This is a genomic window from Shinella curvata, assembly GCF_022899935.1.
GTDB classification, from domain to species: domain Bacteria; phylum Pseudomonadota; class Alphaproteobacteria; order Rhizobiales; family Rhizobiaceae; genus Shinella; species Shinella curvata.
On sequence record NZ_JALJCJ010000012.1, the window covers coordinates 16838 to 38402 of the forward strand.

Consider the following 21565-nt stretch of genomic DNA (forward strand, 5'->3'; position numbering starts at 1 on the left):
ATACCTCCATTAGCCCGCACTGGGCAGCTTCGATTTAAACGCGGACCATGCGTCGGAGACTTTCCTGCCAGCGGATGCGGCTTTCGATGGCTCGGACCCAAGCACCTTCAAAAGGTCCGCTAACTCCGCCTCGACCGCAAGGGGGTGAACCTTGGCCGCATCCATGGCAGCGAGGCAGGCTCGTGCCTTTGCCGGCTGACTCAACGACGGAATTGCAATCTCGATATCGTACGTGACTTCACCAAGAGATACGATGTCGTCTGCGAAGCGCGCGCCGATCCAGTCATTGATCTCGGGAAGCACGCTGGGAACGAGGGATTTCTTCGCCTCGAGCATCGCGACCTTGCCCCGGACAACCGCCAGAAGCGCGGCGCGGAACCGCTCAGTAGAGGCGTCAAGGTCAGAGAGCCATTCGGATGACAGCAACCGTGTTGCCTGCTCTCTCGTCCAGCCCGCGCCGACCAATGCGCTGATACCGCCGACGCCACTCAGGATCAGCGCCCCGGCCGGGCCAAAAGCCACCAGGCCAATAGCCTTGCCCGACAGCGCGCCAATGGCCGAAAGTCCGCCTTTGACGCTGGCATCCATAACAACCGAGAACGGCAGGTCCGACAGGGGCATGCGGCCGCGCCAGACACTGTGGAGGTTTCGTGCCGAGGAAACCGCCATTGCGAAAAACGGCACATTCAGATCGCCCAGCGCTTCGGCCGCTTCCAGGGAGGTGGTCATGATGAGGTCGGCAATCTCGCGGTCGAAACCATCGATGTAGAACACGAGCTTAGCCCAATCAGCACCGCTGTCGATCACGGCCTCCGCCAACTCCGCATTGGCGTACACAGGCATTTCGGGATACTTCGCGAAATGCGTTCGCAGGCCTTCGAGGCTTTGCAGGCATTTTACTTGGAACGGCACGCCGTCTACGAGGAGATCGAAACCCGCGTTGTTCGACGTCTCTGGAAAACTTACCACATGGCCGACTTCCGACAGGCGGGCCGCGACTAGCTGTTCGGAAACATAACCACGCAGGTTATTCCCCGCTCCCGCCGCAGCGGCCTCGCTCATCGATCCGATGCGCTCGGCAAACACACCGAACCGGAAGAGGTCTCCGAGGTCCTCCGTGCGCGAGAAATCCGCCGCGGCGAGAACCATCGGATCGATGGATACAGCGTTGTAGAGCATGTCACTTGCCGACAGTGTCGTTACAGCGGCCATTTCCAGCGCATCGCCGCGGTTCTTCGAGAGTACGCCGACAAGCAGGTCGCTTCGCCGATCAGAGGAAAGCGCCGCCCTCTTTAGATTGCCAGGCGCATTTGGCAACCGCCCACCGACATGCTTGGCGATGGTAACGTTCCGAGATGTGGTCTTCGCCGCGGTCGCCGTTGGTAGCGATGCCATGTCGACCTCGGTCGCCGTCCGGAATCCATTCAGTAGGACCTCCAGGCCATCCCTCTCGGCCGATAGCCCTCGAAGTGAAAGCTGGACCGAAACGATGGCGGCGAGCTTGGCGGCCTGCCCGCCGTTCACATAGTTGTTCGCGAAGTACCCGATACCGAGGACCGCCGGAACGCTGAAGAGCGGGTTCGCGAGCATGAAGAGAGTCGACACAACGGCTGGCCCGCTCATGAACGGGATAAACGCCGACGCCTGGGCGGCGAGGATGTAAGCGCTGAACCCAGCCAGGTTCACGCCCATGCCGATAGAGAATGCCGCAGTCCCGGCGGCAAGCACAGTAAAGGCTGCGCGATCTCCCGCCGTCAGGGCATCGCGCATGGCGTCATCCTGTAGTTCGGGTGGCAGGCTTCGAATGTGGTCACGGACACGCTCTCCGAGAGCGCTCGCCAGTTCCCCTGGAATCTCACCCGATGTCGCGGCCTCGGCCACAGCCTTCGCGACGAGTTGCGCCTGCCCGGCAACCAGAGAAGGAAAATCATGATGGGGGCGGCTCAAGAGCGACGTTACAGTCCTCCAGGCCTTCTGAATTCCTGTCTGCGTCAACTCCTCTTTTTCATCGGCCACGGGCAAAGCCATCACGGCCGCCGCTTTGTGCGCCACGCCTGCGCCAACGGAATTGGCTCTTCTCGAAGACAACGGGAGTGTCGCGTCCAGATCGAGCGCATCTGCGATCCTGACCCACAGGCGAATTCGCAACGCACGATCTGAGGTTTCGGAGGAGAACAACGTGTCCGCGGCACCCTTCAAGCGGCGGGCGAAAGCCGTGGCGTCTGACGACTGGCTGTCTTTCTGGAAGCGTGACAACACATCGGTGACGCGGTCCATCGACATGGACAACAGCGTTGTGGCCTCGAAGCTTGCGATGAGATTGCTCAGCTCGCGGCGATCAAGCGCCCCGAGACCAGCAAAAATCGTCCACGGCGGTACGTACAAATCATCCCCCATCAAGCACCCGCATTTTCATGCCGGATTGCTCACAGGTTGTCGAACGATTTCCGAGAGTTGTCGCGGCGTACTCCCGTCAAGATTGCCCGCGGTTCTCAGCCGACCTTCAGCTTCACCGTCACGACCTTATTCTGTCCGCCTACCCGCTCTACCTCGAGTATGCCAGAAGCCTCTACAAGATCGCTAAGCCTCGCGTATCCGTAGTTTCTGGCATCGAAGTCGGCTGACTGTTTCGAGAGGTGTGCCCCGACCCGGGCTAGGTTGGCTCGGCCATCATCATCGGCCGACGCCTCCACCGCCTTGCGGAGCATCACCAGGGCCGCCTTGTCGAGCTTGCCGCTTGCGGCTACGCCCTGTGACGCCGCGCCGTTTTCCGCCGTCGGTTTTACCTTCTTCGGCGCGGATGCCGTCTTTTCCGGAGATGGCTCGGCTCTATCTCCCCCAAGCACGTCGACATAGACGAACTTGTCGCATGCAGTGATGAACGGTCTCGGTGTCTTGCGCTCGCCGAAGCCGTAGACCGTCACTCCCTGCTCCCGGATACGTGCCGCCAGTCTTGCGAAGTCGCTGTCGCTGGACACGATGCAGAAGCCGGAGAAGCGGCCCGTATACAGAAGGTCCATGGCGTCGATGATCATCGCGCCGTCGGTGGCGTTCTTCCCCGTCGTATAGGCGAACTGTTGGACGGGCTGGATCGAGTGTTCGAGCAGGCACTCCTTCCAGCCGTTGAGGTTCGGTTTCGTCCAATCACCGTAGATTCGCTTGACGCTAGCGGTCCCGTAGGTCGCGATCTCCGCCAGGAGGCCCGAGATGACTTTTGGCGACGCATTGTCTCCGTCGATCAAGAGCGCGAGTGTGTCTGCAGTCAAATCCGAAATTCCCTACGTAATAGCATGGTTCATCAAACTTGAGACTAACACGTAGCCGCGAGTTTTCTATCTGCCAGACGATACGGATACCCCCGACTTGCTCGGTGGCGAAAGTGCCGGCCACTTGCTACACGGTGCACTATGACCTATTTTATGTGGAAATTGAGAGAAGTGCCATGACCAGCTTTGCGAGACTGAGCAAATGCGACATTGGAGAGTTAGACCTCAGCCAACCGGCAACGGCGGGCGTTGCATCGCTGTATCATAAGGCCTTCGAAAATTATGGTTCGTTGTGCTTCTGGTCAACGAAGGAGATGGACGAACCTTCCGTTGCCGATGTTCTCGATGCCGCATCCCGCCTGAAGCGCGAAGGGAACATGGCTACTAGGCGTTTTGCCCTACGGCTCGAGGACGCATGCCTTGGCGCTCCTTAACATTCAGCGCCAGGCGCTTCTTGCTATAAGCGAAAACAGGAACCCAGCTAATCATATCGGTGGAGGCACTGCCATCAACGCAGGTGCCTCGCGCCTCTCGAATGATATCGACATCTTTCACGACCTCGTCGGTCATGAAGATCGCGTAAAAATACTTGCTGAAAGCGTTGATGTAGATGTGGGCCTTCTGGAGCGCGCGGGGTTCGAACTACATTGGGATGCTCGAAAGCCGGAATTCTACCGAGCCGTAATCCGGAAAGAAAACGAGAGCACGGTGCTTGAATGGGTTGTAGACAGCGCATTCAGGTTCTTCCCGGCTGTCCAGGATGAAACGTTCGGGTACAAGCTCGATATGTTTGATCTGGCCACCAATAAGGCACTGTGCGCGGCCTCTCGACGTGAACCTAGAGACATCGTTGATCTGCTCTACATAGATGCCCACCACGTTCCCTTGGCCGCAGTTATCTGGGCTGCTCCAGCGAAAGATGCGGGATATACCCCTGAAAGCCTTATCGCCGATATCCGTCGCGGCGGAACCTATCGCCAGGATGACTACGATCGGCTTCTCGGCATGGAGGGGCTTGATGCTGGTGATATAAGCCGTAGCCTCAGGGCGGCGCTCGAAAGGGCCGAATCTTTTGTGGCGTCGGTTCCGCGAGGCTATGATGGCGTGGCGTTTCTCGAGAATGGGCGGCCGGTTCTACCCGACGTCACACGGCTCGACGTCTATGAGACCTTGGAAGCGGAACTTCAGGCTCCCTGGCCGACATCTTCAGAGATTGCCAGCGAAATGATCTCGCCCGCCCCACGGCGAATGTGAGATCGAAATGCATCGCTTTCGTGCGCGAACACGGCTCGGCCCGTAAACGAGGGCCTGCCATCCCACTACATAGAGCGAACACACCTTGGCGGCCCGGAAGGGATGATCCGCTTTCCTTTCGGACACCAGCGCCTTCCGGAAACGACAATTCCGGTCTAGCCTCCAGCCCTGACGATGTTTCAGGTCGCTGATGACTACGAAGATCACCATTGCAGACCTATTTCCACACGACGAGGGCATGATCCTTGTCGCCAAGGATGCTGTGAATGGTTCGCTCCGTCACATATCCGAGGTCGCCAACGGCCTGGCATGCGGATGCAAATGCTTCGGCTGTGACAGACAGCTGATTGCCCGGAACGGCGGCGAGGTTCGCGCCCACTCCTTCGCTCACCGCCCCGAAGACATGGTCTACGACTGCACAACTGCTGGCGAGACCGCACTTCACATCCGCGCCAAGGAGATCATCGCCCAACACCGCCGGGTCACCCTCCCCGCCACATCCGTCGTCGGACTAGACGGGAACACCATTGAGGTCACGCCGGAGCGGTCTGTCGAGCTCACCGATGTTAGGCTCGAAATGGTTGCGGGGGAACTGATCCCGGACGTCACCGCGACCATGTCTGACGGCCGTCGGATTTTCATCGAGATCGCAAACACCCATCTCTGCCCGCCCTCGAAGATCGAGAAGCTCGATGCCATGAGCGTTGAAGTCCTCGAAATCATGGTTTCCGCATATCGCGCCGTTCCGCTGGATGAACTTGACGACACTATCCTCGATCTCGCGCCCCGCAGGCTGATCCACAGTGCCGAGGTCAAAGCCAAGGCGGCGGAGATCGCGGAAGATCGCCAGAGGCAGGAAGCAGCCAAACGAGCGGAGGCTCAACGTCTCGTCGATATCTATCGCGAGGGCTATCCCCGAAACCACAAGCAGGCGCAAACACTGGTGGACGCGATGGTCCGCCGCGGCTTGTCAGCGCACCTCGATACCGATGACGACCGTCCGTCCGCCTTCATTGTCTACCGCCGTCAATGGCAGGCGGCCATTTTCGACAGGCTCTATCAAGCCGACAACAACCAGCCGCTCATCGCTCTCGATATTGCCAAGTCATGGTCAGAGCGATGGGCAAAGCCGGGCCTGCGGAACGTGAAGTCTGAACACGCGCGCTGGATTGCCAGCGAAGTGGCGGAAGATTTCAAGTCTCCCTACGAGGAGATCGCCGCATACCTCGCGCGCCTCCAAGCCGCGGGGGTCGTGTACAAGGCATCCCGGGGGAACGCCTACTACATGCATTACCGTTTCAAGGAAGACCTGAGGGCGGTGATCGAAAAGGAAGGCCTGCCAGCCAAACGGAAGAGCCAGCTCCTGGGGGCCGTCAAGGCAATCGCAGACTTGATGCAGCCATACGACGGAGGTCTCGAGGATTTCGACAAGTGGCTCAAGGGCCGGGCGACCGAGTACAGCATGCGAGATCAGACGCTACTATCGAACGAGGGTGTCGAGTTTAACGACCTGATGGCGCGCCTGCTGAAAATCCCCGCCGCCGTAGCCGATATACAGCGCTCTTACCCGAACGAGCTACCTGAGGACATGGTGGGCCTCGCCTTGGGTGGCATGTACCAGCGCCTGAGGATTGAACGCGACCGCGCCCGCGAACGTGCGGAGGCAGAGCGAACTGCTCGCCTCGAGCGAGAGGCGGTGGCGACCGCCGAGCGGTTGGCGAGGGAGGCGGCGGACCGCGTTGCCAAGATTGAGGAGCAGGCCATCTTTGCCGTAAAGGACGTGGAGGTATTTCTCGGAACACCCATCCCCGGTCATGACGGCAAAACGTCACGGGAACTTGCTGCTGAAAGTGCCAGCGGCTTCATGGCCGTGCAGCGGGAGCTGGATAGGCTCGCCGAGGCCGAGCGAGAGGCTGCCGCGGCGGAAAAGCTGCATAAGGAAATGGTCGGCAAGCTATGGGACAGGGTCTACAGCCGCATCAGCCGCCGTGACCGCGCCGACTTGTGGCCCACACAGGCGTGGAAGGAACTCGGTGGCGTGAAGCCCATCGACTACTGCAAGGACAAGAAGGCGCTGGAGCGGTGCTTCGAGTTTCTGGAGGAATGGGTGAAGTCCGAGCAGAGGCGCGGGCGGCGATAGCGGTCCTTCGGCCGATCAGGCTTCTTCCTTGAGGCCGCTGAGGAGGTCCCAATCTGTGATCCGTCGCAAGTTCTCGACACTATCGAGCGTGAGGGTCGAAGCCTCGTGGACGTAGATCGTCACGTCAACGCAGCCGATTGTCAATTTGTCTTCCGGGTAGGCAATGCCGAAAGCGTTTTTCAAGACTCCGTTCAACTCATCCGCGGCATCGATGGACCTCACTGCAATATGAAGGTCCAGCGTATACGGACCGGTCTCGTCGTTTGGCGACCACGCGCCGAAAATCACCCGAACCTGCTCATGCATAGTCTCCCCGTTCTTGGCTTTTTCGGACAGAGCCGCCTCAAGCCGTTTCTGGAAGTCTTCCGTTCTCAACCCCTCGACTAGCGCGTTCGGGAACGCGGTGCGGGTGTAGAACCGTCCGACCCAGTTGCCGACCCTGGTGGCGTCCTCGTCCGAGCATGTCGGACCGTTTGGCGCAAAATCGACAAACAGGCTGCGGGGAATGAAGTGCCGCTGATAGATGTCGAGTTCGTAAGCGGCGCGGTTGCCTTCTGCACCGAGTTCGACATGGAATTTACGGGCGTTGCCGCCACGCGTCTCGGGAGCCTTGGGGTTGAATTTCGGGAGTTTGGTCCCGACGATCAGTTCCATGACGGGATCGCGCTTCAGTGGCGAGCTCACTACCGAGCATGCCTGTGTGAGCACGAGGAGGATAGCGTCCTCGGGAAGCCCGAGATCGCCACCGACCTTTTCATTGGGGTAGAACGTCGAACACTGCTGCCACCCCGCCTTCAAAAGCTGGGTGGCCTCCTCCTCGAATGATGCCATTTCGAACTCGTCAGAATCTCGTTGCTACCAATGAGATCAGATGTCCTCGAACACAGCAACCGGGGATTCGTCGATCGCGGCGTTTCTTCCCGCCATCTCTTTAACGGGCTTTGCCTTCTTGCGCGCCTCGGCCGCCTTGATCGTGTTGATCGACGTGTCGAGGACAGCGAGTTGCCTCTTCACGGCCTCGACATCGATCTTCGGGGCCTGAAACAGGCTTTCGAGGCTGTTGCCGTCGCGGTCCTTCGCGCGGAGGACACGGTACATCAGCACGAAGTCGCCGTCGAAGCGCTCCTTGAGGACGGGAAACACGGCGGCGACCCGTTCCTCGCGGTCCGGATGCGGCGTGGCGCTGCCATCAAGCCACGAGTAGACGGTCTTGCGCTCCACGCCAGCGAACTGGGCGATCGACGCAACGGGGAAACCGCCCTTCTTCAGCTCGGTCACCATATCCAGCAAGCTGATGTGGTGACCCGACGCGGCGACTTCGGCGGGTTTGTACCACGGCGTGGTAAGGCCCGTTTCAGGCGCGGCGATGCGCTGGCGTTCCGCATAGGCCGTCGAAGCGGAGGCGACGCCTACCGCAAGAACGAGACCGCGAACAACCGGCGGATAGTTGATGATGATTAGGCTGTGATTGGTATTTACGTTTTTCATTATTCCAATCCCCAAACTTTCATCGCGTGCTGAGTCGCGATTTTCTTGAAGATATCACTAATCGGTTTCCTGAGGCTGAACATATGTTCTCGGATATCGATCTTTTCAACTTCGATAGGCGGCGCATAGACGGTCGCGTGATCGGTGTCGATCGTAACGAATTCCCTCTCGGGTAGTTCCCACCCCCAGCCGCTGTCCGCGAACAACGGCGAGATCAGGTCGGTCGGCAGGACCGTCTTGGGATTGAGGAAAACCTGCAGCCGGATGTTGCCGACCGAGCTCTTCATTCCCAGCACGTTGACGCCGTCGTTCATCTTGAGGCCGTCGATCCCGATATCGGTCGGGAGCTTGGCCTGCATGTAGTCGGACAGCGTCTCGCCTTCGCTCGGAACGATCAGGTCCACATAGCGAAGCGCCAGCGCCTCCACGAATCGCAAAGGGTTTCCCTCGAGGCCCCTGGCCACCTCGACGACACGCAACAGCTTGCCGAGGAAATCCTCGTGGTTCTCGTAGGCCATCGTGTGCAGGCCCACTAGCCCTTGGTTCACGATGATCCCACAGGTACGGCCCGCGTTCAGGAACTGCCAAAGAGCGACTTCCTGTGGCGTCACTTCGACGCCTTTTTCATCGACCTTGATGCTGAGTTCGGTGAAACGCGGGCTACTGCCGAAAGGATATTCTTCGCCAAGTTCTGACTGGATCGCTCCTGCGAACTTGTCCAGGTCGGCGACGGGCGGAAAGCGAACGACGCCGATCACATATTTGACCGGAGCGTTTTTGACCTTTTCCATCATCGCTTCCCCTTCGATGCCACTGCACTATACACAAAACTAAACACATGCAAGTGTCGCGGCTAGGGGCCGGCTGATCCGGAGGTAAAATAAATGTCATGCGGCATCATGAATGAATCACAAATAAACCAGCGGGGAACCAGCGTGGAAACGGCGCACATTGGGGACGGAATGGTTCGACTTGCGGGCGTCCCCGGATCGGCAGGAACGCCCGCCTTCGCGTTTTCCCTCCCTCCCGTGATCACCGACCTCGTCCTCGCCCGGAACCGTCTGCGCGACCACTATCGCTCGGCGGCTCTCGAATTCACCCTCGACGGCAACCTGATCGGCGATATCGGCGAGGCTGTGGCGGCCGAACTATTCGGCCTCAAGCTCTCCCCGCGCAATGGAACGGGCATCGATGGCCATGCCCCGGACGGCCGCTCCGTCCAGGTAAAGGCGACGGGGACAAATCGCGGTCCCGCTTTCAGAATGGTGGATACCCGCGCCGACCACCTGCTCTTCCTGGTCTTCGATCTCGAGAACCTCAAGGGCGAGGTCGTCTACAACGGCCCGGAAGAACCCGTGATCAAGCTGCTGCCGACGGAATGGGTAGGACAGAAAGCGGTATCCTTGGCGCAGATCAGGCGGGCCGACGCGGCAATTTGCGATGGCTTGCGACTGCAGTCTGTCCTCTAGGCCTGTTGGTTTGCGGCTCGCAACATCGGGATACTGTGAAGCCTACTTTTTCAGATAGCTTTTTTGCCCGTCGTCCCTCAGGCAGTAGCGGCCGCCACGTGGTCCAACGCAGAAGATACCGCTCCGGCAGGCACAAGCAGCCTCGACGCTCGGCCTCATGTCCGCCCCCGCTCCGAGCAAACCCGACGCTCCCATGTATGCGGCGCACGACCTCTTGCTCCCGCTCACCGATCCGTCATTGCAGATGAAGGTATCCCCTTGGCAGGCGGCAATCCCGCCCTTGCCACCGCTGCAGGGTTCGTTCGCGAAACCTGATCCGGCCAGGGAGCACAGAAGCGCGGCCAGGAAGCCCGGTCCGATTTTCCCTCGCCCGTTTGCCCGCACTCGCCACATTAACGGCTCGCGGGTCCGCTACCGGGGCCGAGCATTCCGTCGCGGTCTTCCAACTCCCCCGAGGTCTTCAGCGTCTCAATGCGCGAACGAATGATATCCCTGAGCTGTGAACTGGTAGCCTTGAATCCTAAGCCCCTCGCGACCGCGTTTACAGCTTCGTCCTCGGTTGCTCCCAAGCTCCGGCCGACAATGTCTTTTAGGCCCACGTCGATCTCCATGGGTGGTATCAGCTCCAGGCGTCGAAGACTTGACGACATGGCGACGCTCCGATCCCTTAGACGGACCTCCCCGCCCGGCTTTAGAAGAAACTCCCCCGACCTCAGAACATCGCCGCTGTTCACCGCTATACGTATCGCGTTGCCGACATGGCCATCGATCCTGTTCCCGGCACGCAGCAGTCCCCAGGCAGCCCGGATACGCGTTACAACCTCGCCGGTGTGTATCGGTCCTTCAACGTCCACCGTTTCCCGCACCAGACCAGCGATAGTCTCGGTAGGAGCCTCATGTAACTCGCCTGTGACTTGAGGATTCAGGACGGCTTCTTCGTAGAAGGACGACAACCCGGCGGCCTGATGCACCTGCTCCAGTCCGATCTCGGTTACATCGGCACGCTCAATCGTTACAACTTCAACGGGGACCGCCCGCGTGCCTCTTTCCCCGGCGTGACCGCCCGAAAGCGCCTCCGCTTTGGCTCGATCGATGGCGGATATCACACGTTCCAGTTCCGCCCGCGGACGCTGAAACCAGTCGGTGCTCCAGATACGATGTATGGACCAGCCGTGGTCCTCCAGCACCGCCTGACGGAGACGGTCGCGATCGCGCGCGGACCTGGCGTCATGGTAGGATGCGCCATCGCACTCGATGCCAACGAGATACCTGCCGGGAACGCTCTCGTCAGCAATAGCCAAATCGATAAAGAAGCCTGCGATCCCAACCTGTGGGTGAACTTGATAGCCCCGCTCCTGGAGGGCGGCCATCACCTGCTCTTCGAACACGCTGTCCATCGAACGATCCGCCCTTGTGGACATCGAGATGCGGCCCGTCCGCGCGTAATGCAAGAACAGTTTGAACGCGAAGATGCCCTTGCCCTTCCCTCGCTCCAGATCGATGTCTTCGTCGGTAATCGACGAGTAGACCTCGCACCGCCTTTTCGCGCGGCTGATGAGAACGTTGAGGCGTCGTTCGCCACCTTCAGCACCGAGGGGACCAAAGCGCATGCTCATATAGCCTTGGGCGTTCTTCGCATACGCTACCGATATGAAGATCACGTCCCGCTCGTCACCCTGGATGTTTTCCAGGTTCTTCACGAAGAACGGCTCGCTCGGATGCGAATGGAAAAATTCTTCGGTCTTCGGGTTCAGACGTCGGAGAATTTCGAGTTGATCCTGGATTTCCCGACGTTGCTTGATTGAGAATGCCGCCACGCCGAGTGAGAGCTGAGGTGTCTCGAGGGCATGCCGGATTATCGCTTCGGCGACCACCTTAGCTTCGACCTTATTGACGCTCTCTTCGAAAATGCCGTTTTCGACGTAATGAAAACGAAGCCCCATCCCCGCATCCCGAGTGTAGGGACTGGGGACGATAAACAGCTTCGAGTCATAAAATTGACTGTTCGAAACCGCGATGAGCGACTCATGTCGGCTACGGTAGTGCCAACGTAGCATCCGTTCCGGAAGACCGCGCGCGGAGAAGAGCCCCAGAATGCTCTCGATATCCGAGACCTTCGCGCCGTCCTGGTCTTCGTCATCCTCGTCGGAACCACCAGACGTCATCTTGGAAAAGAACTTGGTCGGAGGCAGCTGACGCTCATCGCCGACAATCACAACTTGCTTCGCCCGCGCAACGGCTCCGAGAGCGTCGACCGGTTGAATCTGTGATGCCTCGTCCATTACGAGAAGGTCAAACTCCAAAACACCGGGCGGCAAGAACTGTGCGATCGACAACGGGCTCATCATCATGACTGGCTTTAGGGCCTGTATCGCCTGTGATGCACGCTGCATGAGCTGACGAATGGGCATGTGGTTCCGACGACGCGCCATTTCGCCCCGTAGGATTCCGACTGGACCGATCCCGCTAACGGAGGGAATCTTCCGATGATGGGCACGAACGACGTCGAGCCTTGAGAGTTTCATGCGGGTACGATCGAGGTCGGCGAACTCGCCGACCAGACGGCCATGCACTTCGCCGTCGAACTGCGCGAGAGCCGGATCGTGCGCGTGCTGGTCACGTAGGATCGCTTCGTAGAACGCCATATCGAAGTAAGAAACCACATCGGAGGTGGTGAGGCGGCCATCCCTTAGCCGGTCGACAACCTGGCCAACGCCAGCTTGCGTGGCGTCCATTGCCCGCGCGTTGTAGGCGGCGTACTTCGAAAGCTCTTCTTCGTTTTCGATCCAGCGACGCAGCCGTTCGGAAGCGGTCGCGATCGAAACGTCAGAGAGGTTTTGCACTCCGAAGACTTCGCTCAATTCGGCCTTTAGGAACCCGAGCAGTTCCCCCATCGTGGCGAGGAACTCTTCACCGAGCTGGGCCGCGGCTTTGGCCAACTCCGCATTCCCGTGGGGCTCAGCAATCCTGGACGCCAATTCTCGGATATCGGAATTGGCCGTCGCCCAGGCAAAAATCTCGGACAACCTCGGCCAGTCGGACCTCGCGCTAAGCCAAAGCGGTCCGAACGCAGACGTGCCGAGATGATCCGAAGCATCCAGAGTGCGCCTGCTGGCCTGCGCCGAGGAAAGCAATTCCAATGCGAAAACACGCGCGCCGACGTCCGGCAGGGCATGACGCGCGAGTTCTTTAAATGCCATGTCTGCAGCGGCGAGTTCCTTGAGGGCCGGAGCCGCCTGTGGGAGCGAGACCTCGTCCACATCCATCGCTCCCGGGAATATCGTCGTGGCTTTGTCGCCAAGCTCGGACCACACCGACAGGAACAGACGCCTTGTCTCATCAAGAAGAGCCCGGACCTGTTCGCAGCGGGCCGCGACAGCCGACTTATCCGTGAGACGCCCCGCAATCTGGCGGGCCTCGGAACTCACTCCTCGAAGGCTCCGCATCCAAAGAACCAGGCTTTCCAAGGGCTTCGGATCGGATTTCTCACCACGCCAGTCCGCGCCGAATGCGGCGCGCCCCAGACTGTCATCAGCCTTGATCGTCGCACGCGCCTCTTTGCCCTTCTGGAGGAGATCGAGCAGCCGAATGGTCTCTGCAGGGGGCATCTCGTCCATTACCGTCTTGAGCAGCGCCTTAGCCTTCCTCCAATCGCCACTGGCAAATTTGAGAAATCGGTCCCCATGAACAGCCACGGCCGTTCGGGTCGCAGCGAGGTCGATATCCCACGCCTGATCGGCAACCTTTCCGGTAAGTTCGGATTTGACCGCCCGATAGACCGAAACGGCCTCGGCGAGGTCTCCCGCTTGCTCAAGCCCTCGCTCCCATATCGCGGATACGAAGGCATCGGGACTGACGTCCGGTGCATCGCCTACGCGCTCGCCGATCGCAACCAGCCGTCCAATGGACCCAAGCGTCGGAGACGCGTTGACACCCAGCATCGATCGGAGAGACGCCGCCGCGTTCAGAAAACGAGGCACCGCAGCGTTCAACTGAGCCAACGTCGAAAAAGCGGCATCCGGGAACTGCGAGGGTAGCCGTTTTAAGATCGAAGCTGTCGTGGTGGGGTCGACCGACCAGGCGGTGTCGAGGAACACGCCTGACACGCGGTCGGCCAGCCGAACGTAGTCGGCCCCATCTCTGAGTAGTTTGCCGATATCGGCGGCGGAGCGCGCCCACACCTGACTACCGAGCGATGGCAGGTCGATACCGTCCGGCCTTGTCGCTAGGCGCGCGGATAGCGTTACCTCAACGAAGAATTCGGCGAGGGTGTCGACTGCCTTCCGCTCCATCGTGTCGGTGACACCGCGCATATCCGCAGCTAGTTGGATCGAAACCGAATATGCGTTCCGTAAGCGGGCAACCAGTCTCTCGAGATCAAGCGGTGTGATACCCGTCAGCCCCACTCCGGCCCACGCATGGTCCCGAGGAAGGCCGATATCGTCAACTCGTTGGGCCAACTCTGTCAGGAGGGCAACAATCTTCTTGCGGACTTCCGGATTCCACGAAACCGCATCCGTGAGCTCGATGTCGGAAGGAGGCACACCGACCCGGCGGAGGCGCGAGAGATGGCCGATAACCTGGTAAGGCGTCAGCTCGTATGGACGGTGGACGGCATGTAAACGGTCGGCGTGCGCATTCAGCGTATCCCGTGTCTCCGTCAGTCCACGGTCGACGGCGTCCGATGGCTCGCCCTTTGGCGCGCCGAGGTTCCAGGTGTGCTGAAGCTCCGCCAGAAGGGCGCGTTTGTTGGCTTTGTTCGAATGGAGTTCGAGGCATGCATCGCCAACGCCAGCTTGATCCAGACGTCGTTTGACGACCTCGAGGGCTGCCATTTTCTCGGCAACGAACAACACCGTCTTCCCGTCGGCAACGGCGGCTGCAATTATGTTTGCGATGGTTTGAGATTTGCCAGTACCAGGCGGCCCCTGGATTACAAGGTTCCTACCTCTGCGGGCCTCGTGGATCGCGATCGACTGGGAGCTGTCAGCGTCCACGATGTGGGTCATTTCCGCCGGGGAAATGTGGGCGTCGATCTTGTCGTCTTCCGACAAGAGACTTTCGCCCGCCGTAAATCCGTTTGAAACCAGAGACGTGATGAGCGGACGATCCGTGAACTTGGCGTTCTGTGGCCATAAGCTCGGATCGAGGTCGCGATACATCAGAAACTTGGCAAACGAGAAGAAGCCGAGCACGATGTCGTCGGGCTGTACCGACCAATCTGGTTTGACCGAGACAGCAGCCGCGACCTGCGCCGCGTAATCGTCAAAGGAAAACTGGTCCGATACCTCAAATGCAGGCATCGTGATCTTGTGGATACGATCGAGAAACCCTTCCAACGACAGGTTCGACGCGAAATCCTCCTGCCGCGCGCGCAACTTGAAACGCTCCGCTGCACTACCTCGCTCCAAAAGAACCGGAACCAGGATCAGGGGCGCGTACCTGATGTTTTCCGCGTTGTTGGGATCGATCCACTTCAGCGTGCCCAGACCAAGGTACAGGATGTTGACCCCCTGCTCCTCCTCGAGAGTTCGAGCGTCAAAATAGAGATCGAGCAGCCTCTTCTGAAGCGCGTTCGGTGTCATCTTGGTTTGGAGTTTGGTGTCACCGTGACGGAGCAGACGCCCGGTCTCGTCCCGGTCATCGTCATCGGGCAATGCAAGCTCGACCAGTTCTTCGTTGCTATCGCCATCCTTAGGTTCTCGTCCCTTGGCTCCCGCGAGGAAGGTCATTGCCTTCCCGTCGGTCACCAAGATGCGGAAGACTTCAGCCGCCTTCTCGTCGACTATATCGATCGTCTTCGCGCTCTTGGAAAACTTGGGGACGTTTAGGAGTCTGTTTCGCGCGGAGAAGTCCAAGAGCTCGGTCCGAGCTCTCTCGATCTTGGCCTCAACGGAAAGACTTGACTGAAAAACGGACTGCTCAGCCGTCTGATCTGCTTCGAATGCTTGAATCGCCATGCCCCACTCCCATGCTGGGACAAGTCATGCATAAACAGGGTTGCAGGTCCAGCGTATAGTAGATCAACTTCTACTGGTCGCTGGGTGAAGACAACGATTATTAGCGCATCGTTTATTGGGCTGCCGATGCGAAGCGGCAATATCCGTCAGCTATTGCCCCGTTGCTTCTCAAAGCCATGCATCCCAAATCTCTTTTGAGATATGTGCCTTCGCCTCGTCGCCTTCCTTCTTGGTCATCGTCGGCAACAGGGTCATGTATTCCCGCTTACCCATTAGGCGGCGGACCTCAGCGATATTCGCGCCGTCGATACCATAGACGTATTTCCGCCCCTGCCCGATCACGGCTTCATTGGTGGCGCGGACAATCTTCCCGGTTGGCATCCGGCGAAACCACTCACCAAAATCCTTTTGCATGAAAGCGACGAACAGGTGCCGAGGACCAATCGGTATAGCAAAGTGCCCGTCCGGCCGCTTTAGCCCATTAGTCATCACAAACGGATGGTCTGAGGTCATGAAGGGCCGCTGCACACGGCTGCTGTCGAATACCCACCATTCCGCCCCCATGAGGTGTCGCGTGACATTCTCCTGCTGCATCAGGTCGGTTGCCAGCACTATCGCTTGCCGCTGCACCATATGAGGGTCTTGTGACACGAAGTATTCTTCCAGCGTCGGCGGCCAGTCGGGTTTGCGGATCGCGTCGTATCGATCTTGATATTTTGCCACCGGCTTGATCCAGTACCAGACGAAGTTCTCTTTGAAGCGCCGCATTTCTTCAGGCGTCCGCATGGCCATGGACATCAGAAACCTCGCCCATGCGTGCCGTAACTCGCCTTGGGGAATGTTACCCCGCAGCAGTTCATCGCGGGCGGCTGCAGCCGTCTTATCGACTGTACCCATAAACACCCGCTCGATGTTTTGCTTGGTCTCCTCCGTCACGCCGGGAATGGTGTAAAGATCATACTCATAGCCGGTGGATTCAGTACCTCGCCGGCGAGAACGAATCTGGTTGCTGGGCGGAACACGGCCGAACTCCTCCAGCCGGTTGTCATCACCGAGCCATGGGCGCAGGTAGAATTGCGGGATGTAGTGGTGCTTCTGCCCCTTCTTTTCTTTCGGTTGCCTGCGTAACTCCCTTTTTTTCATTCCAGTCCCACGAATCTCGCTATGCTCGGCTTGATCAACGCTTAGCGTGTTTGCCACGTTCAGCCGATATCGAAATCACGATACTTATTGCCGTCGCACCAGCCTCCCTCGCCGTCCGTACGGTCCAAAACCAGCCGCAGCTTACACAAGGTCTCTTGCCAGTATGCCGTAAAGGGCAGAACCTAGCGCTAGCTGACGGGAGGCATTCATGGCATCGCGTACGAAGGACGTTCGAGAAGGCAAAAGACCCACGTTGGGAAGCGCCCTAGATGAGGTCGGCTGGAAGCCGGGGGAGGCACGCATCAAAGTCAAACCGGGGGATCGCCAACCCCCGCTACGTCGTCCGCCGTCTAAACGAGGCAAAGCAACGGCGAGCTGACCGGCTGGTCGACGCGACAAGAGCTTCCATTGGCCGAGGGTTCACGACTTAGGAAGTGGGCTTAGCGGATAATAGCGTCCTAGTGGAACTGACGGTTCACACTAGGGGTGTGATCGGGCTTTGGGCCGCTTCCGAATGCCCGACGCCTAACGATCTCTGGCATCCACGGGTCACGAGGAAGCTGGTGGATAACCGCCCCCCTAAAAGTTTCCGGAATTGGTTGACGATCATGGTCGATCAGGCGCGCTGAAAGGTGAATTGAATGTAGGGGACAGTTCGCAAGTAATAAGCCCAGACGTGTGAAAACTACGTGGTTGGCAGTGTCTGCGACAATTCTAACGTGTTTTACGGAGGTCAAGGCTACAGCCCTGGAAATCATAGCAGCGACGGGTTCAGCTTGTTGAAGGTTCGGTCTGACCAAAACGATATCTGATATCTTTTCACCGGGCTGGTCCTCATAATCCTGATAAACCTGCGCCACCCGAACAGGCTTGGGAGTGCTAACGATTTTCTCGTCCAACCAATAGCACAACAATGCGACTTCCGCGTACGCTTGATGGTCATCACCATTGATCCACTCGTCAATGATTTTACCGTCTCGGTTTTCAAACACCAACGCTGTTTGAGGCCCCACCCGGGCGTTTTCAAATGACAGTGCTTCGTTTTGTTTGGCCGATTGGGATGGCGATCTACCATCAGGCATGATTAAATCTCTCGATGATTTCATATAAGACCATAGGATCGCTCGGCTTTGCATCAAGCAAGTGACGTTCGAATGCCTTCCATCTGGGGGAGCCGACCGGAAACAGAAACAATCCACCTATCCCGTTTAGCTTAAATCTCACGACATCTCGTTCGTCTTTTAGTTCGAGACCGACATCTGTGAAAAAATCGGTGAGGGCTCGGCTAACTCCAGTCGGCGACGAAGAGAAAACCGCATAGTTTGCAAGAAATCTCCACTCGGCGATAATTTTGGCCACGTCCGCACTGCGGCCCAATGAATGCCACGCCCCATCCAATAGTATCCTCAACGTTATCAGCTTGTAGCTATCTGCGAGGTCGGGAACCGCGCCGAGAATTGCTTTCAAGTCTCTGCGAACGTCTTCTTCGAACCCTACAATTGAAATGGGAGCGCCCGTCCTCCTCTTTACTGCCACACCGGCGTGAACAAGGTGCTTCCTCAAAACGATGTTGATCCGGCCGCGAATTCGGTTCTCGCATAGAACCTTTTGCTGACGAGCTATGTTGTATTTGAGCGCCGTGGTGCAACGCTGCGTGGTTCCGCTCTTTAGCTCGTAATAATCGCAATAAGTCGCTCCACGATAGATCACGAGATCATCGACGAAACCTAACGGCTGCGACTGAAACCGGACAACCTGCGAACGCGTTGGTCCCGTAAGTTCTCTATTGATTTCAACGAGTATCGAGCTAAGCGTGAACGCTTTCTCGAACTCGTGACCACTATCGTTCGCGTCTCCGCCCGTACGGCGCTTCTTGGCTTTCTTTGCGCCCTTACGTCCAAGTGCGAATTCAATGTGTTCATTCGTTATAACTGTCATGTTGCAGGACCTCGCTGGTAACGTCTGCAGCAACAGGTTGAATTTTTTGTAAATTCCGGCCTTGCAACCTCCTCACAGGACCGGCAGTCATATTGGTACGGCGCGTCAGCAGATCGCGGAATTGGGCGGACACGGTGTCGAGTTTCTCGCCGACCCCTTCGCCGATCCGATGCAGACCATGCGGGACCTAGATTTCCACTGTGAACGCGGGATCGAAATCCACGTGTTCGCCTGGATATCCCCGCGGATTTGAGACGACTCTGCTGGCTCCGACCAAGTAGTCGTTACGGTTATGTGTGTGCCCGTGCACCCAAAGAGCCGGCTGCGTGGCCAGGATGAGGCTCTCGAGGTCGGATGCGTAACAAGGCGACAGTGGATCGCTCTGGAACTCACTCGGAAGGGACTGCCGGGACGGAGCATGATGAGTTACCACGACCGTCGTTCTCGTGCGCGCCATCTCCAACTCAGAAGCTAGGAACGCCCTCGTCTCCATATGCTGTCTGTAGGCGTGGATTGGCTTGAATTTGCTATAAGGCATCTTCGACAGCTTGATCTTTCGGAAGTCGTTCATGCCGGATTGTGCCGCCGTCATCGCCAACTGCGGATCGCCTTGGAGTACCCGGAAGTCGGTCCACAGGGTACCGCCGATGAACCTTACGCCGGAGATGTCGACAGCATCATTTTCGAGAAAATGGATATTGGGATATCGGCCGGCTGCCTTGCGAGCGCCTTTGAGGCTCTCCAGAACCGCGCTGCCGTAAAACTCGTGATTGCCTGCCACAAGGACGACGGGAAGCGACGAGGCGATGTTCCGAGACAGCCACTCCATGCTCGGAACAATGCCTCGCGTGAGCAGATCGCCGGCACAGACAAGGACGTCGGCGTCGGCCGGGGTCGGCTGCGTAAAGGGCACGCCAAACTCGCAGTGGAGATCGGAGATGATCCAAACCCTCATGTTCTCGACTTCCTTTTACGAGCCTGACGGGCACACCGTGTCTGAGCGAACGTCTCGCGGACTTCCTCTGCGCTGAGTTCGAGGCTTTGAGAGAGACGAGTGGCCAAGCGCAACAACGCGCTCTTGCCTTCCTCAATAATCGCCGCGGCTCGTTTGTACTCCACGTCGAGCCTTCGACGCACCGCATCCCTGAGGACCGGGTCCGCCAGCCTGAGGCTTTCCATCGGTCGATTTCCCGTTCCCATGTCGGCAAGCAAGCCGTCGCCGAAAGCAAAGGTGCGTTCCATCATGGTAGCGAAGTCGGTAGCAAGCACCAGATCGGCCGACGACGCCCCTCCCGAGCCCGCGAAATGATCTCCGAAGACGGCGCGCTCCGCCGCCATGCCAGCTAGAAAAATTGCGATAATGTCCTGAAAGTGCCTTGCTGTCGGCATGAACGGTAACGCTTCATCAAACTGGGTCGCCCCGATCGCTTGCCAGCTTTTCGTCCGAGGCCTCCTCCCGGTGATTGTTACCTTTACGAGGCTGTCAGGCCTGAGGGAGTAACCGACAATGGCGTGCCCCACTTCATGTACGGCCAGTCGAAAGCGCTCCTCCTCGGTGAGCGTTACCACGGCGGGCATGACTGCGATGACGTCGCTTTCGGTCACCTCAGTTCGGGCGGCATGTCTCGCGAGCCGGCGCGCATCCCGGGCGAGCTTTTCGAGGTCTGCGCCCGACCACCCCTCGGTGCAATCGCGGAAATGATCGAAGTCGCCGATATATCGGTGACGAAGGTGAAATTCCAAGATCGCTTTTCGCGCTTCCGGGTCCGGCAGCGGGATATCGATCACACGTTCCAAACGCCCCGGCCTCAGAAACGCGGGATCGATGGCTGCCGCGTTGTTTGTCGTCGCGATTACGACCACGCCCTCCCGACCGTCGCTCGGATCGAGGCACTCCAAGAGACCATTTACTACTTGCACCTTGTAATCATAATTTCGGTCGTCCGCGGTGACGCCGCGGTGACCGAAACTGTCGAATTCATCCAGGAGCAAGAGTGTCGGTTGCGCCGCACGTGCGGCTCCGAAAGCCCGCCGCATCGCTTTCAGCATGTCACCGAGGTGGCCCTTCGCCTGCCAAGCAGCCGCCGATTCGGTGATGAGATTGATTCCACAACTGTTAGCCAATGCGCGGGCATAAGTCGTTTTCCCCGAGCCCGGCGGGCCATTCAAGAGGATACCGCGATCAACGTCCCTCCACTCGATCTCCCCGCGCGTCCATCGTTTGATGTCTTCGGCTAGTTGAAGGCCCCAGTTTTTCGCCGGCCCATATCCCTCCATGCACTCGAGCACAAGCGATCCAGGTGGATGGACCTTGGCAGCGGCTTCGACATCCCTCCTTGATAGCGATTGCAAATGTTGGACCAGGCGACCGATGGGACGGCCTGGACGGGCAGCCAGACGAACGTCGCGAAGCGGCCTCGTGACAAGGTACGCGGCCTCCTCCTCGTTCATAGATGCCCCGAGGGTCCTTGCGGCCGCCATGAAATGAACTGCTCTCGGAGAGCCAATGCACGTCCGAAGGTCGATCATGACATTGAGGTCCGGAGAGATTTCCTCGTCGTTGGTGTAAAAAATGACAACGCGTCGGGCGTCCCTGAACTTCGAAATCAGGGGCCCTGCGCTCTGGGTTAACTCGGCCGCGTCGTGTACAGTTACACTGTCGTCGATATCGAGGATGTGGTCCCGCTTCAGCAACTGACGGGTCACCATCTCGTATAAATCGATGTCGATCCGGTCGGGAATTTCAATTGCCACAATGAAATTCGACGCCGGTAGAAACGGCCGGATGCTCCGTCTGATAAGCATCGTGGCGACCAGCGTCGCCAGGTTGTGCGCCTGTTTGGCGCGTGTCATGCGATAGGTCATAATGAGCCTCGAGGATGATGGGTCTGACGGCTACAGGCGCAG

Annotated in this window: 15 protein-coding genes; 4 read left to right on the plus strand and 11 right to left on the minus strand. The window is 58.6% G+C overall.

Annotated features, from left to right (window positions below; all coding sequences use genetic code 11):
* Positions 1-9 precede the first annotated feature (9 nt).
* Both MUU55_RS28180 and MUU55_RS28185 read right to left on the minus strand, forming a co-directional pair.
* Positions 10-2397, minus strand: coding sequence for a hypothetical protein (locus MUU55_RS28180; protein ID WP_244764094.1), 2388 nt, complete (start codon positions 2395-2397; stop codon positions 10-12).
* A gap of 95 nt (positions 2398-2492) precedes the next feature.
* On the minus strand, positions 2493-3266 hold the full coding sequence (locus MUU55_RS28185; RefSeq protein ID WP_244764095.1) for an NYN domain-containing protein: 774 nt from the start codon (positions 3264-3266) through the stop codon (positions 2493-2495).
* Between the two features lie 176 nt (positions 3267-3442).
* On the opposite strand from MUU55_RS28185, the gene MUU55_RS28190 reads away from it, so the two are divergent.
* From MUU55_RS28190 to MUU55_RS28200, 3 genes are all read left to right on the plus strand, one after another.
* A complete protein-coding gene (locus MUU55_RS28190; RefSeq protein ID WP_244764096.1) occupies positions 3443-3700 on the plus strand; it encodes a hypothetical protein in 258 nt (85 codons plus the stop codon).
* Positions 3687-4520: a hypothetical protein gene (locus MUU55_RS28195; RefSeq protein ID WP_244764097.1), complete on the plus strand. Its 834-nt coding sequence runs from the start codon at positions 3687-3689 to the stop codon at positions 4518-4520. Before MUU55_RS28190 ends, MUU55_RS28195 begins: the two co-directional genes overlap by 14 nt.
* 190 nt (positions 4521-4710) lie before the next feature.
* Positions 4711-6660, plus strand: a complete 1950-nt coding sequence (locus MUU55_RS28200; protein ID WP_244764098.1) for a hypothetical protein — start codon at positions 4711-4713, stop codon at positions 6658-6660.
* Positions 6661-6675: 15 nt separating this feature from the next.
* Here the strand turns inward: MUU55_RS28200 and MUU55_RS28205 are convergent, their stop codons facing one another.
* Genes MUU55_RS28205 through MUU55_RS28215 form a run of 3 tightly spaced genes read right to left on the minus strand, consistent with a single transcriptional unit; the run spans position 6676 to position 8942 of the window.
* Positions 6676-7491, minus strand: a complete 816-nt coding sequence (locus MUU55_RS28205; protein ID WP_244764099.1) for a hypothetical protein — start codon at positions 7489-7491, stop codon at positions 6676-6678.
* A 36-nt stretch (positions 7492-7527) separates the two neighbouring features.
* Positions 7528-8148, minus strand: a complete 621-nt coding sequence (locus MUU55_RS28210; RefSeq protein WP_244764100.1) for a helix-turn-helix domain-containing protein — start codon at positions 8146-8148, stop codon at positions 7528-7530.
* On the minus strand, positions 8148-8942 hold the full coding sequence (locus MUU55_RS28215; protein ID WP_244764101.1) for a TIGR04255 family protein: 795 nt from the start codon (positions 8940-8942) through the stop codon (positions 8148-8150). Before MUU55_RS28215 ends, MUU55_RS28210 begins: the two co-directional genes overlap by 1 nt.
* Before the next feature lie 141 nt (positions 8943-9083).
* On the opposite strand from MUU55_RS28215, the gene MUU55_RS28220 reads away from it, so the two are divergent.
* Positions 9084-9617 (plus strand): DUF6998 domain-containing protein, encoded by a 534-nt coding sequence (locus MUU55_RS28220; RefSeq protein WP_244764102.1) that lies wholly within the window; start codon positions 9084-9086, stop codon positions 9615-9617.
* Positions 9618-10009: 392 nt separating this feature from the next.
* On the opposite strand, the gene MUU55_RS28225 is transcribed toward MUU55_RS28220, so the two are convergent.
* From MUU55_RS28225 to MUU55_RS28250, 6 genes are all read right to left on the minus strand, one after another.
* Positions 10010-15577: a DUF3320 domain-containing protein gene (locus MUU55_RS28225; RefSeq protein WP_244764103.1), complete on the minus strand. Its 5568-nt coding sequence runs from the start codon at positions 15575-15577 to the stop codon at positions 10010-10012.
* Between the two features lie 168 nt (positions 15578-15745).
* Entirely contained in the window at positions 15746-16720 is a 975-nt protein-coding gene (locus tag MUU55_RS28230) for a DUF4238 domain-containing protein (RefSeq protein ID WP_244764104.1), read from the minus strand.
* 458 nt (positions 16721-17178) lie between these two features.
* Positions 17179-17802 (minus strand): hypothetical protein, encoded by a 624-nt coding sequence (locus tag MUU55_RS28235; RefSeq protein WP_244764105.1) that lies wholly within the window; start codon positions 17800-17802, stop codon positions 17179-17181.
* Positions 17795-18658, minus strand: a complete 864-nt coding sequence (locus MUU55_RS28240; protein ID WP_244764106.1) for a hypothetical protein — start codon at positions 18656-18658, stop codon at positions 17795-17797. Before MUU55_RS28240 ends, MUU55_RS28235 begins: the two co-directional genes overlap by 8 nt.
* Before the next feature lie 187 nt (positions 18659-18845).
* A complete protein-coding gene (locus MUU55_RS28245) occupies positions 18846-19613 on the minus strand; it encodes a metallophosphoesterase (protein WP_244764107.1) in 768 nt (255 codons plus the stop codon).
* On the minus strand, positions 19610-21523 hold the full coding sequence (locus MUU55_RS28250) for an AAA family ATPase (RefSeq protein WP_244764108.1): 1914 nt from the start codon (positions 21521-21523) through the stop codon (positions 19610-19612). Before MUU55_RS28250 ends, MUU55_RS28245 begins: the two co-directional genes overlap by 4 nt.
* Positions 21524-21565: the final 42 nt, after the last annotated feature.